We start from the raw sequence: 12,868 nt of genomic DNA on the forward strand, positions 1-12,868 counted from the left end.
GCTCAAAGCACTGCTTTGAGGTTGTGGATAGAACTGACGAGGTCAGTAACCATAGCTACGGTAAGGCGACGCTAACGTGGTTTGAAGAGATTTTCGAAGAGTATTAGATAAGTGAAGTGTTTTAAAGGAATAAAAAGGAGAAACAGAATGAAAAATAAACGTTTAATTGGAATTGTCGTTGCATTAGCAGTCTTAGTAGCAGGAAGCTTGATTTACTCTTCAATGAATAAATCAGAAGCTCAGAATAATAAGGATGAGAAGAAAATAACCAAGATTGGTGTGCTTCAATTTGTGAGCCATCCATCCCTTGATTTGATTTATAAAGGGATTCAAGATGGACTTGCAGAGGAAGGGTATAAAGATGATCAAGTTAAAATCGATTTTATGAACTCAGAAGGTGACCAAAGTAAGGTTGCGACAATGAGTAAACAATTGGTTGCAAATGGGAATGACCTTGTGGTTGGTATTGCAACACCAGCAGCCCAAGGTTTAGCTAGTGCAACAAAAGACTTACCGGTTATCATGGCCGCTATTACAGACCCAATTGGTGCTAACTTGGTCAAAGATTTGAAAAAACCAGGTGGCAACATTACAGGGGTATCTGACCACAATCCAGCTCAACAACAAGTTGAACTCATCAAGACTCTAACACCAAATGTGAAAACAATCGGAGCTCTTTATTCAAGTAGCGAAGACAATTCAAAAACACAGGTCGAAGAATTTAAGGCTTATGCTGAAAAAGCAGGTTTGACAGTAGAAACATTTGCAGTTCCTTCAACAAATGAAATTGCCTCAACTGTCACTGTTATGACTAGCAAGGTAGATGCTATTTGGGTTCCAATTGATAACACCATTGCATCAGGATTTCCAACGGTTGTCTCTAGCAATCAAAGTTCTAAGAAACCAATTTATCCAAGTGCGACAGCTATGGTAGAAGTAGGTGGTTTGGCATCCGTTGTAGTTGACCAACATGACCTTGGTGTGGCAACTGGAAAAATGATTGCGCAAGTCTTGAAAGGTGCAAAACCAGCGGATACTCCAGTCAATGTATTTTCAACTGGCAAGTCAGTAATTAACAAAAAATTGGCACAAGAGCTAGGTATTACGATTCCTGAATCTGTTCTAAAAGAAGCAGGACAAGTCATCGAATAAATAAGGTAGGGAGGAGGAGACTCTTCCCATTTTTTAAAAAGATGAATATAGAAAGGATTAAATAAAATATGATTGTTTCCATTATTTCTCAAGGATTTGTCTGGGCTATTCTAGGTCTGGGAATCTTTATGACATTTAGGATTTTGAACTTTCCAGATATGACGACAGAAGGTTCCTTCCCTCTTGGGGGAGCTGTTGCTGTCACTCTGATAACCAAAGGCGTGAACCCTTTTTTAGCGACACTGCTTGCTGTAGGAGCAGGTTGTTTAGCTGGAATGGTAGCAGGACTTCTTTATACAAAAGGGAAGATTCCAACCTTGCTCTCAGGGATTTTGGTGATGACTTCCTGTCACTCTATCATGCTCTTGATTATGGGACGTGCAAATTTAGGCTTGCTTGGAACCAAGCAAATTCAGGATGCCTTGCCTTTTGATTCAGACTTGAATCAACTTTTGACAGGTCTTATCTTTGTGAGTCTTGTCATTGCTCTCATGCTCTTTTTCTTGGACACCAAACTCGGACAAGCCTATATTGCTACAGGTGACAATCCTGATATGGCTAGAAGTTTCGGGATTCATACTGGGCGCATGGAGCTGATGGGCTTGGTCTTATCAAATGGTGTGATTGCCCTTGCAGGTGCCCTCATTGCCCAGCAAGAAGGTTATGCTGATGTATCTCGAGGAATTGGTGTCATCGTTGTGGGGCTTGCAAGTTTGATTATTGGAGAAGTTATCTTTAAGAGTTTGAGCTTGGCAGAACGTCTGGTTACCATCGTTGTCGGTTCTATTGCTTATCAATTCTTAGTGTGGGCAGTTATCGCACTTGGCTTTAATACAAGTTACCTTCGTTTGTACAGCGCCGTGATTTTAGCAGTCTGCCTCATGATTCCAACATTTAAGCAAACCATCTTGAAAGGAGCCAAGTTAAGCAAATGACAGCAATTGTAGAATTAAAAAATGCAACCAAAATCGTTAAAAATGGCTTTGATGAAGAAAAGATTATTTTAAATGATGTTTCCTTAGAAATTTTTGAACAGGATTTCATCACGATTTTAGGTGGAAATGGTGCTGGAAAATCAACTCTTTTTAACACTATTGCAGGAACCTTGTCCTTAACCAGTGGAACCATCCGTATTTTGGGTGAAGATGTTACCAAGTTTTCACCAGAGAAGCGTGCTAAGTATCTGTCTCGTGTTTTCCAAGATCCAAAGATGGGGACAGCTCCTCGTATGACGGTGGCTGAAAATCTTTTGATTGCTAAGTTTCGTGGTGAAAAGCGAGGACTCTTTCCAAGACGTTTGGCTAGCTATAAGGATGAGTTTCAGGCCACCATTGAAAAAGTGGGAAACGGTCTTGAGAAACATTTGAATACACCGATTGAGTTTTTATCAGGTGGTCAAAGACAAGCCTTGAGTCTCTTGATGGCAACCTTGAAGCGTCCTGAATTACTCTTGTTAGACGAGCATACTGCAGCCCTTGATCCAAAGACCAGTGTGGCTTTGATGGAATTGACAGATGAATTTGTCAAGAAAGATCAGTTGACAGCGCTTATGATTACCCACCATATGGAAGATGCTCTCAAATATGGCAATCGCTTAATTGTCATGAAAGAAGGACGAATTATCCAAGATTTGAACCAAGAAGAAAAAGCAAAAATGAAAATCTCTGATTATTATCAGCTCTTTGAATAAAGTAAGGAAAATGAGTGAAATGGTTTACTTTTTTTCTGAAATAAAGTATACTATATAAAGTAAACTATGATAACATGGAGGTATTGTGTATGGTTGACAAACAAGTCATTGAAGAAATCAAAAACAATGCCAACATTGTGGAAGTCATAGGAGATGTGATTTCTTTACAAAAGGCAGGACGGAACTATCTAGGGCTCTGTCCTTTTCATGGTGAAAAAACACCTTCTTTCAACGTTGTAGAGGACAAGCAGTTTTACCACTGTTTTGGTTGTGGCCGCTCGGGTGATGTCTTTAAATTCATCGAGGAGTACCAAGGGGTTCCCTTTATGGAGGCTGTCCAAATCTTAGGTCAGCGTGTTGGGATAGAGGTGGAAAAACCGCTTTATAGTGAACAAAAGCCAGTTTCTCCTCACCAAGCTCTTTATGATATGCACGAAGATGCGGCTAAATTTTATCATGCTATTCTCATGACAACGACTATGGGGGAAGAGGCCAGAAACTACCTTTATCAGCGTGGTTTGACAGATGAAGTGCTCAAACATTTTCGGATTGGTTTAGCACCTCCAGAACGCAACTATCTCTATCAACGTTTGTCTGGTCAGTATCGTGAAGAGGATTTCCTAGATTCAGGACTGTTTTATCTCTCGGATGCCAATCAATTTGTAGACACCTTTCATAATCGCATTATGTTTCCCCTGACCAATGACCAAGGAAAGGTCATTGCCTTCTCAGGTCGTATCTGGCAGAAAACGGATTCACAAACTTCTAAGTATAAAAATAGCCGATCGACTGCAATTTTTAACAAAAGTTACGAATTATATCATATGGATAGGGCAAAAAAATCTTCTGGTAAAGCCAGTGAGATTTACCTGATGGAAGGGTTCATGGATGTCATCGCAGCCTATCGGGCTGGAATCGAAAATGCTGTAGCGTCTATGGGAACAGCCTTGAGTCGTGAGCATGTTGAGCATCTGAAAAGGCTAACTAAGAAGTTGGTTCTTGTTTACGATGGCGATAAGGCTGGGCAAGTCGCGACTTTGAAAGCGCTGGACGAAATTGGTGAGATACCTGTGCAAATTGTCAGCATGCCTGATAACTTGGATCCAGATGAATATCTACAAAAAAATGGTCCAGAAGACTTGGCCTATCTATTAACGAAAACTCGTATTAGTCCGATTGAGTTCTACATTCACCAGTACAAGCCTGAAAATAGTGAAAATCTGCAGGCTCAGATTGAGTTTATTGAAAAAATAGCTCCCTTAATTGTTCAAGAAAAGTCTATCACTGCTCAAAACAGTTATATTCATATTTTAGCTGACAGTCTGTCGTCTTTTGATTATGCCCAGATTGAGCAGATTGTTAATGAAAGTCGTCAGGCACAAAGGCAGAATCGTATGGAAGGAATTTCCAGACCGACGCAAATCACTATGCCTGTTACCAAGCAGTTATCGGCTATTATGAGGGCAGAAGCTCATCTACTTTATCGGATGATGGAATCCCCTCTTGTTTTGAACGATTACCGCTTGCGAGAAGACTTTGCATTTGATACACCTGAATTTCAGGTCTTATATGACTTGCTTGGTCAGTATGGCAATCTTCCTCCAGAAGTTTTAGCAGAACAGACAGAGGAAGTTGAAAGAGCTTGGTATCAAGTTTTAGCTCAGGATTTGCCTGCTGAGATGTCACCGCAGGAACTTAGTGAAGTAGAAATGACTCGAAACAAGGCTCTCTTGAATCAGGACAATATGAGAATCAAAAAGAAGGTGCAGGAAGCTAGCCATGTAGGAGATACCGACACAGCCCTAGAAGAATTGGAACGTTTAATTTCCCAAAAGAGAAGAATGGAGTAATAATGGCAACAAAACAAAAAGAAGTAACAACATTTGACGTACAAGTAGCAGAATTTATCCGTAATCATAAGCAAAAAGGGACAGCAACAGATGATGAAATCAATGCTAGTCTTGTCGTTCCTTTTACCTTGGACGCTGATGGGATTGAAGATCTCTTGCAACGGATTCAAGATGCAGGAATTTCTATCACAGATAACGAAGGAAATCCAAGTGCGCGTGTTCTTAGCACTGAAGAAGAGCCAGAACTCAGCGATGAGGACTTGATTGGTTCAACTTCGGCTAAGGTCAATGACCCTGTTCGTATGTACTTGAAAGAAATCGGGGTCGTTCCTCTCTTGACCAATGAAGAGGAAAAAGAATTGGCACTAGCTGTTGAAGCTGGTGATATTGAAGCCAAACAACGTCTTGCGGAAGCCAACCTTCGTTTGGTTGTTTCTATTGCTAAGCGTTATGTCGGTCGTGGTATGCAGTTCCTTGACTTGATTCAAGAAGGGAACATGGGCTTGATGAAGGCGGTTGACAAGTTTGACTATTCTAAAGGATTCAAGTTTTCAACTTACGCAACTTGGTGGATTCGTCAAGCTATCACTCGTGCCATTGCGGATCAAGCTCGTACCATCCGTATCCCAGTCCACATGGTTGAAACCATCAATAAATTGGTTCGTGAACAGCGTAATCTTCTTCAAGAATTGGGACAAGACCCAACACCAGAACAAATCGCTGAACGTATGGATATGACCCCTGACAAGGTTCGTGAAATCTTGAAGATTGCCCAAGAACCGGTATCCCTTGAAACTCCTATCGGTGAAGAGGATGATAGCCACCTTGGGGACTTTATCGAAGATGAAGTGATTGAAAATCCAGTGGACTATACAACTCGTATCGTCTTACGTGAGCAGTTGGATGAGGTCTTGGATACTCTTACAGACCGTGAAGAAAATGTTTTGCGTCTGCGTTTTGGGCTAGATGATGGTAAAATGCGTACCCTTGAAGATGTGGGTAAAGTCTTTAACGTGACTCGCGAGCGTATCCGTCAGATTGAAGCTAAAGCTTTGAGAAAACTACGCCAACCAAGTCGTAGCAAACCGCTTCGTGATTTTATTGAAGATTAAGAGTGAGGATGAATATGGCTTATACAGAAGAGCAAATTGAAAACATCAAAACACGGATTTTAACAGCCTTAGAAGAAGTCATCGACCCTGAGTTGGGAATCGATATTGTCAATCTTGGTTTGATCTATGAGATTCGTTTTGACGGAGACACAGGACAAACAGAGATTGATATGACTTTGACAACTATGGGTTGTCCCTTGGCAGACCTTTTGACAGACCAGATTTATGATGCCATGACAGAGGTTCCAGAAGTAACGGATACTGAGGTCAAATTAGTTTGGTATCCAGCCTGGACTGTTGAAAAAATGAGTCGCTATGCACGCATTGCCCTAGGCATTAAGTAAACATATAAAAGCATGTGAGAGATTATTGGAAGAGCGAGGAAATTTCCCCCTCTTTTCCTCTAGTCTCTCCTTTCTTTTGCTGATTTTATTCAAAGAAAATGATATAATAGTAGTTATGGAAAAAAAGAAATTACGCATCAATATGTTGAGTTCAAGTGAGAAAGTAGCAGGACAAGGAGTTTCAGGTGCCTACCGTGAATTAGTTCGTCTTCTTCATCGTGATGCCAAGGACCAATTGATTGTTACAGAAAATCTTCCAATCGAGGCCGATGTGACTCACTTTCATACAATTGATTTCCCCTATTATTTATCAACATTCCAAAAGAAGCGCTCAGGGAGGAAAATTGGCTATGTACATTTCTTGCCAGCTACGCTTGAGGGGAGTTTGAAGATTCCATTTTTCTTAAAGGGAATTGTGAAACGCTATGTATTTTCTTTTTACAACCGGATGGAGCACTTGGTTGTGGTCAACCCGATGTTTATTGAGGATTTGGTGACAGCTGGTATTCCACGTGAGAAAGTGACCTATATCCCTAACTTTGTCAACAAGGAAAAATGGCATCCACTTCCACAAGAAGAGGTAGTCAGATTGCGAACAGAGCTAGGTCTTAGTGACAATCAGTTTATCGTAGTAGGTGCTGGGCAAGTTCAGAAACGTAAAGGGATTGATGACTTTATCCGTCTGGCTGAGGAATTACCTCAGATTACCTTTATCTGGGCGGGTGGTTTCTCTTTTGGGGGCATAACAGATGGTTATGAACGCTACAAGAAAATGATGGAAAATCCCCCTAAAAATTTGATTTTTCCAGGTATTGTATCGCCAGAGCGGATGCGCGAATTGTATGCCCTAGCGGACCTTTTCTTGTTGCCTAGTTACAATGAGCTCTTCCCTATGACTATTTTAGAGGCTGCTAGTTGTGAAGCTCCTATTATGTTGCGTGATTTGGATCTCTATAAGGTAATTTTAGAGGGAAATTATCGGGCGACAGCAGATAGAGAAGAGATGAAAGAAGCTATTTTGGAATATCAAGTAAATCCTGTTGCTTTAAAAGATCTCAAAGAAAAAGCTAAGAATATTTCTAGAGAGTATTCAGAAGAGCATCTGTTACAAATCTGGTTGGACTTTTATGAGAAACAAGCCGCTTTAGGGAGAAAGTAAAAAGTGAGGTAATCTATGCGAATTGGTTTATTTACAGATACCTATTTTCCTCAGGTTTCAGGTGTTGCGACCAGTATTCGAACCTTGAAAACAGAACTTGAAAAGCAGGGACATGCTGTTTTTATCTTTACGACGACAGATAAGGATGTCAATCGTTATGAAGATTGGCAAATTATCCGCATTCCAAGTGTTCCCTTCTTTGCTTTTAAGGATCGTCGCTTTGCCTATCGAGGATTCAGCAAGGCGCTTGAAATTGCTAAACAATATCAACTGGATATTATCCATACTCAGACAGAATTTTCTCTTGGCTTGTTGGGAATTTGGATTGCGCGTGAATTGAAGATTCCAGTCATCCATACCTATCACACCCAATACGAAGACTACGTGCATTATATTGCGAAGGGGATGTTGATTCGTCCTAGTATGGTCAAGTATCTGGTTAGAGGTTTTTTGCATGATGTGGATGGGGTGATTTGCCCGAGTGAGATTGTCCGAGACTTGCTATCTGACTATAAGGTTAAGGTTGAAAAACGTGTCATTCCAACTGGGATTGAATTAGCCAAGTTTGAACGTCCAGAAATCAAGCAAGAAAATCTAAAAGAACTGCGTAGTAAATTAGGGATTCAAGATGATGAACAGATGTTGCTTAGTCTCTCCAGAATTTCCTATGAAAAAAATATTCAAGCAGTTTTAGCAGCTTTTGCAGATGTTCTGAAAGAGGAAGACAAGGTTAAACTGGTGGTAGCTGGGGATGGTCCTTATCTGGATGACCTCAAAGATCAAGCTCAGAAACTAGAGATTCAAGACTCCGTCATCTTTACAGGCATGATTGCTCCTAGTGAGACGGCTCTTTATTATAAGGCGGCAGATTTCTTCATCTCGGCATCGACAAGTGAAACCCAAGGCTTGACCTACTTGGAAAGCTTAGCTAGTGGGACGCCTGTCATTGCTCATGGAAATCCTTATCTGGACAATCTCATCAATGACAAGATGTTTGGAACCTTGTACTATGGAGAACATGATTTGGCTGGTGCTATTTTGGAAGCCCTGATTGCAACACCAGACATGAATGAGCATACCTTATCAGAGAAATTGTACGAGATTTCGGCTGAGAACTTTGGGAAACGGGTGCATGAGTTTTATCTGGATGCCATCATTTCAAATAACTTCCAGAAAGATTTGGCTAAAGATGATACGGTCAGCCAGCGTATCTTTAAGACAGTTTTGTATTTACCGCAAAAGGTGGTCGCTGTACCGGTAAAAGGCTCTAGACGCATGCTGAAGGCTTCAAAAACACAGTTAATCAGCATCAGAGATTATTGGAAAGACCATGAAGAATAGAAAGAGGAACAGTATGAAAAAACAATTAATGAGAAGCGGTCGTGATAAAAAGATTGCTGGTGTTTGTGCCGGTGTGGCTTATTATTTTGATATAGATCCTACTATTGTTCGTGTAATATGGGGTGTTCTTGCTTTTGGTTACGGAGCAGGAATTATAGCCTATATCATTTTATGGATTATTGCACCAGTAGCAAGCGACTATTGAAAACTAGCTCAATTCATGCTAAGATAATAGAAAATAGAATATAACGAAGGAGAGAAAAATGGCATTTGGAGATAATGGAAAACGTAAAAAAACTATGTTTGAGAAATTAACCTTGCTTATCGTACTTATCATGTTAGTAGCAAGTATTTTGGGGATTTTTGCAACTGCAATTGGTGCCCTCAGTAATCTATAAAATAGATTCAAGAAAATTTAGTGACTGGGATTTCCCAGCCCTTTTTTAAAGTGAGAAGAAAAAATGAGTATGTTTTTAGATACAGCCAAGATTAAGGTCAAGGCTGGTAATGGTGGTGATGGCATGGTTGCCTTTCGCCGTGAAAAATATGTCCCTAATGGCGGTCCTTGGGGTGGTGACGGTGGTCGTGGAGGGAATGTCGTCTTCGTTGTAGACGAAGGACTACGTACCTTGATGGATTTCCGCTATAATCGCCATTTCAAGGCTGATTCTGGTGAAAAAGGAATGACCAAAGGGATGCATGGTCGTGGAGCTGAGGACCTTAGAGTTCGAGTGCCACAAGGTACGACTGTGCGTGATGCTGAGACAGGCAAGGTCTTGACAGATTTGATTGAACACGGGCAAGAATTTATTGTAGCCCACGGTGGTCGTGGTGGTCGTGGAAATATCCGCTTTGCGACACCAAAAAATCCTGCACCGGAAATCTCTGAAAATGGAGAACCAGGTCAGGAACGTGAGTTACAATTAGAACTAAAAATCCTTGCGGATGTCGGTTTGGTTGGTTTCCCATCTGTAGGGAAATCAACACTTTTAAGTGTTATCACATCTGCTAAACCTAAAATTGGAGCCTACCACTTTACGACAATTGTGCCAAATCTAGGAATGGTTCGTACCCAATCAGGTGAATCCTTTGCAGTAGCCGACTTGCCAGGTTTGATTGAAGGGGCTAGTCAAGGTGTTGGTTTGGGAACCCAGTTCCTCCGTCACATTGAGCGTACACGTGTCATCCTTCATATTATTGATATGTCAGCTAGTGAAGGCCGTGATCCTTATGAGGACTACTTAGCTATCAATAAGGAGTTAGAGTCTTATAACCTTCGTCTCATGGAGCGTCCACAGATTATCGTAGCCAACAAAATGGACATGCCTGAGAGTCAGGAAAGTCTTGAAGAATTCAAGAAGAAATTGGCTGAAAACTACGATGAATTTGAAGAGTTACCAGCTATCTTCCCGATTTCTGGATTGACCAAGCAAGGTTTGGCAACGCTCTTGGATGCGACAGCTGAATTGTTAGACAAGACACCAGAATTCTTGCTCTACGACGAGTCAGATATGGAAGAAGAAGCTTACTATGGATTTGACGAGGAAGAGAAAGCCTTTGAAATTAGCCGTGATGACGATGCGACATGGGTACTTTCTGGTGAAAAACTCATGAAACTCTTTAATATGACCAACTTTGATCGTGACGAATCAGTCATGAAATTTGCCCGCCAACTTCGTGGTATGGGGGTTGATGAAGCCCTTCGTGCGCGTGGTGCTAAGGATGGGGACTTGGTTCGCATTGGTAAATTTGAGTTTGAATTTGTAGACTAGGAGACTGGTATGGGAGATAAACCGATATCTTTCCGAGATGCGGACGGCAATTTTGTTTCCGCCGCAGACGTTTGGAATGAAAAGAAATTGGAAGAACTGTTTAATCGTCTCAATCCAAATCGTGCTCTGAGATTGGCACGAACTAAAAAAGACAATCCATCTCAGTAAAGAAGCTAAAAAATCCCGTGCCTCATCAGATACGGGATTTTGTGGTACGACGGGATGTATAGCAAACTGAATCTGGAATAGCACAGCATATCTTCTAAAATATTGTTATCAATTGATTTGAATTTCAAAATTAAATTGTTTGATTCTTATTTCACTTTGTTATAGTATATCTGATGTCAAAATTCTCGGCGAGTCAAATAGCGATTCCCAAGCCTGACTATCGTGAGGTAGCGGATTAAAACGGTCTGGGGATAGATCGTTTTAAGTCTGACGCTGGAAATAAGAATCGTCAGGGGAAGGGATAGCGAAATCGTGGCTCTACGAACAGGAACGTGATAGTAAGGCGTATATAGTGGATAAGGGAGCTCAAAACTCTAAAGTCCAAAAAGGTAGTCGTAACCTATATACATAAAGCACGAGAGTAATTGAATTCGGACTAAGATTTTCTATTTTCACTGTAACCTTTTAATGTCCTCATATCTTGTATACACGAGGAAAGATGTATGACTTATCCCGTGAGGTCTATCACTATAAAGAGAAAACGACAGATAGAGGTGATCCTGAGTCACGGTTATCTTTAAAATAGATTGTCTGATAGGATGCTAGCCTGAAAACGTCTTGTTCATGAAATATAGGACGCTATGTATAAAACGCTTCTGTGAACTGAGAGAAGGGGGAGAAGTTCTTTCTAAAGTTTAGTTGAACAGCCGTATTCCGATACTTAGATAAGGGGGTTAGTCTTAGCTCCTACTCGATTTCAGGGGACAAAAAAGGGGTAATAGCGATTCGAGAAAGATTATACTCTTCGAAAATCTCTTCAAACCACGTCAACATCGCCTTGCCGTATATATGTGACTGACNNTCTTTGATTTTCATTGAATATTAGTAATTCAGTTACTAACTCGTCAACTTTGATTTATCCAATAAAATTGAAAAGAATGGAAAAAAGGTTGCATTTATGATATAATTTATTTTAAAGACCTTATTAGAAATCTTGAAAGAGTATTAAAAACTTAGAATGAGAAAAATTGTTATCAATGGTGGATTACCACTGCAAGGTGAAATCACTATTAGTGGTGCTAAAAATAGTGTTGTGGCCTTAATTCCGGCTATTATCTTGGCTGATGATGTGGTGACTTTGGATTGCGTTCCAGATATTTCGGATGTAGCAAGTCTTGTCGAAATTATGGAATTGATGGGAGCTACTATTAAGCGTTATGACGATGTATTGGAGATTGATCCAAGAGGTGTTCAAAATATTCCAATGCCTTATGGGAAAATTAATAGTCTTCGTGCATCTTACTATTTTTATGGGAGCCTCTTAGGCCGTTTTGGTGAAGCGACAGTTGGTTTACCGGGAGGATGTGATCTTGGTCCTCGTCCGATTGACTTACACCTTAAGGCGTTTGAAGCTATGGGTGCCACTGTTAGCTACGAGGGAGATAACATGAAGTTATCTGCTAAAGATACAGGACTTCATGGTGCAAGTATTTACATGGATACGGTTAGTGTCGGTGCAACGATTAATACGATGATTGCTGCGGTTAAAGCGAATGGTCGTACTATTATTGAAAATGCAGCCCGTGAGCCTGAGATTATTGATGTAGCTACCCTCTTGAATAATATGGGTGCCCATATCCGTGGGGCAGGAACCAATATCATCATTATTGATGGTGTCGAAAGATTACATGGGACACGTCATCAGGTGATTCCAGATCGTATCGAAGCTGGAACATATATTTCTTTAGCTGCTGCAGTCGGCAAGGGAATTCGTATAAATAATGTTCTTTACGAACACCTAGAAGGATTTATTGCTAAGCTGGAAGAAATGGGAGTGAGAATGACTGTATCTGAAGACAGCATTTTTGTCGAAGAGCAGTCTAATTTGAAAGCAATCAATATTAAGACAGCTCCTTACCCAGGCTTTGCAACTGATTTGCAACAACCGCTTACCCCTCTTTTACTAACAGCTAATGGTCGTGGTACAATTGTCGATACGATTTACGAAAAACGTGTAAATCATGTTTTTGAACTAGCAAAGATGGATGCGGATATTTCGACAACAAATGGTCATATTTTGTACACGGGTGGACGTAATTTGCGCGGGGCCAGTGTTAAAGCGACCGACTTAAGAGCTGGTGCAGCTTTGGTTATTGCTGGTTTGATGGCCGAGGGACAAACTGAAATTACCAATATCGAGTTTATCTTACGTGGTTATTCTGATATTATCGAAAAATTACGTAATCTAGGAGCGGATATTACACTTGTTGAGGATTAAGC

Annotated in this window: 13 protein-coding genes; all 13 read left to right on the top strand. The window is 40.7% G+C overall.

Going from position 1 to position 12,868, the window contains the following annotated elements; translation table 11 throughout:
* Window positions 1–147: 147 nt before the first annotated feature.
* The 13 genes from trpX to HT730_RS05150 all read left to right on the top strand — a co-directional run bounded on the left by trpX (window position 148) and on the right by HT730_RS05150 (window position 12,866).
* Window positions 148–1,152, top strand: coding sequence for a tryptophan ABC transporter substrate-binding protein (gene trpX, locus HT730_RS05090; RefSeq protein WP_173307000.1), 1,005 nt, complete (start codon window positions 148–150; stop codon window positions 1,150–1,152).
* A gap of 68 nt (window positions 1,153–1,220) precedes the next feature.
* On the top strand, window positions 1,221–2,087 hold the full coding sequence (locus tag HT730_RS05095) for an ABC transporter permease (protein ID WP_050207529.1): 867 nt from the start codon (window positions 1,221–1,223) through the stop codon (window positions 2,085–2,087).
* Window positions 2,084–2,842 (top strand): ABC transporter ATP-binding protein, encoded by a 759-nt coding sequence (locus tag HT730_RS05100; protein ID WP_173307001.1) that lies wholly within the window; start codon window positions 2,084–2,086, stop codon window positions 2,840–2,842. Before HT730_RS05095 ends, HT730_RS05100 begins: the two co-directional genes overlap by 4 nt.
* 89 nt (window positions 2,843–2,931) lie before the next feature.
* The gene (dnaG, locus tag HT730_RS05105) at window positions 2,932–4,692 is read left to right on the top strand and encodes a DNA primase (RefSeq protein WP_173307002.1); all 1,761 of its coding nucleotides are present in this window, start codon (window positions 2,932–2,934) and stop codon (window positions 4,690–4,692) included.
* A gap of 2 nt (window positions 4,693–4,694) precedes the next feature.
* Complete coding sequence (gene rpoD / locus HT730_RS05110; protein ID WP_000201907.1) at window positions 4,695–5,804, top strand: RNA polymerase sigma factor RpoD; 1,110 nt, start codon at window positions 4,695–4,697, stop codon at window positions 5,802–5,804.
* Window positions 5,805–5,818: 14 nt separating this feature from the next.
* Entirely contained in the window at window positions 5,819–6,148 is a 330-nt protein-coding gene (locus HT730_RS05115; protein ID WP_000331929.1) for a metal-sulfur cluster assembly factor, read from the top strand.
* A 115-nt stretch (window positions 6,149–6,263) separates the two neighbouring features.
* Window positions 6,264–7,307 (top strand): alpha-galactosylglucosyldiacylglycerol synthase, encoded by a 1,044-nt coding sequence (gene cpoA, locus HT730_RS05120; protein WP_173307003.1) that lies wholly within the window; start codon window positions 6,264–6,266, stop codon window positions 7,305–7,307.
* A 15-nt stretch (window positions 7,308–7,322) separates the two neighbouring features.
* Window positions 7,323–8,648: a glycosyltransferase family 4 protein gene (locus tag HT730_RS05125; protein WP_173307004.1), complete on the top strand. Its 1,326-nt coding sequence runs from the start codon at window positions 7,323–7,325 to the stop codon at window positions 8,646–8,648.
* Window positions 8,649–8,676: 28 nt separating this feature from the next.
* Window positions 8,677–8,853, top strand: a complete 177-nt coding sequence (locus HT730_RS05130) for a PspC domain-containing protein (RefSeq protein WP_173307061.1) — start codon at window positions 8,677–8,679, stop codon at window positions 8,851–8,853.
* Between the two features lie 58 nt (window positions 8,854–8,911).
* Window positions 8,912–9,046, top strand: a complete 135-nt coding sequence (locus HT730_RS05135; protein WP_000863852.1) for a DUF4044 domain-containing protein — start codon at window positions 8,912–8,914, stop codon at window positions 9,044–9,046.
* A gap of 63 nt (window positions 9,047–9,109) precedes the next feature.
* Window positions 9,110–10,420, top strand: a complete 1,311-nt coding sequence (gene obgE, locus HT730_RS05140; protein WP_173307005.1) for a GTPase ObgE — start codon at window positions 9,110–9,112, stop codon at window positions 10,418–10,420.
* Window positions 10,421–10,429: 9 nt separating this feature from the next.
* Window positions 10,430–10,588 carry a hypothetical protein gene (locus HT730_RS05145; RefSeq protein WP_007284777.1) on the top strand — a complete coding sequence of 53 codons (159 nt, stop codon included), beginning with the start codon at window positions 10,430–10,432 and terminating at the stop codon, window positions 10,586–10,588.
* A 1,018-nt stretch (window positions 10,589–11,606) separates the two neighbouring features.
* The gene (locus HT730_RS05150) at window positions 11,607–12,866 is read left to right on the top strand and encodes a UDP-N-acetylglucosamine 1-carboxyvinyltransferase (RefSeq protein ID WP_173254325.1); all 1,260 of its coding nucleotides are present in this window, start codon (window positions 11,607–11,609) and stop codon (window positions 12,864–12,866) included.
* The last annotated feature ends 2 nt before the right edge of the window (window positions 12,867–12,868 follow it).

It is taken from the genome of Streptococcus sp. k-628, from assembly GCF_013277475.1.
In the GTDB taxonomy this organism is placed as follows: domain Bacteria; phylum Bacillota; class Bacilli; order Lactobacillales; family Streptococcaceae; genus Streptococcus.

Excerpts from the sequence above, each read along its gene's own strand:
- trpX (WP_173307000.1), top strand. The coding sequence starts at position 148 with ATGAAAAATAAACGTTTAATTGGAATTGTCGTTGCATTAGCAGTCTTA.
- HT730_RS05095 (WP_050207529.1), top strand. The coding sequence starts at position 1,221 with ATGATTGTTTCCATTATTTCTCAAGGATTTGTCTGGGCTATTCTAGGT.
- HT730_RS05100 (WP_173307001.1), top strand. The coding sequence starts at position 2,084 with ATGACAGCAATTGTAGAATTAAAAAATGCAACCAAAATCGTTAAAAAT.
- dnaG (WP_173307002.1), top strand. The coding sequence starts at position 2,932 with ATGGTTGACAAACAAGTCATTGAAGAAATCAAAAACAATGCCAACATT.
- rpoD (WP_000201907.1), top strand. The coding sequence starts at position 4,695 with ATGGCAACAAAACAAAAAGAAGTAACAACATTTGACGTACAAGTAGCA.
- HT730_RS05115 (WP_000331929.1), top strand. The coding sequence starts at position 5,819 with ATGGCTTATACAGAAGAGCAAATTGAAAACATCAAAACACGGATTTTA.
- cpoA (WP_173307003.1), top strand. The coding sequence starts at position 6,264 with ATGGAAAAAAAGAAATTACGCATCAATATGTTGAGTTCAAGTGAGAAA.
- HT730_RS05125 (WP_173307004.1), top strand. The coding sequence starts at position 7,323 with ATGCGAATTGGTTTATTTACAGATACCTATTTTCCTCAGGTTTCAGGT.
- HT730_RS05130 (WP_173307061.1), top strand. The coding sequence starts at position 8,677 with ATGAGAAGCGGTCGTGATAAAAAGATTGCTGGTGTTTGTGCCGGTGTG.
- HT730_RS05135 (WP_000863852.1), top strand. The coding sequence starts at position 8,912 with ATGGCATTTGGAGATAATGGAAAACGTAAAAAAACTATGTTTGAGAAA.
- obgE (WP_173307005.1), top strand. The coding sequence starts at position 9,110 with ATGAGTATGTTTTTAGATACAGCCAAGATTAAGGTCAAGGCTGGTAAT.
- HT730_RS05145 (WP_007284777.1), top strand. The coding sequence starts at position 10,430 with ATGGGAGATAAACCGATATCTTTCCGAGATGCGGACGGCAATTTTGTT.
- HT730_RS05150 (WP_173254325.1), top strand. The coding sequence starts at position 11,607 with ATGAGAAAAATTGTTATCAATGGTGGATTACCACTGCAAGGTGAAATC.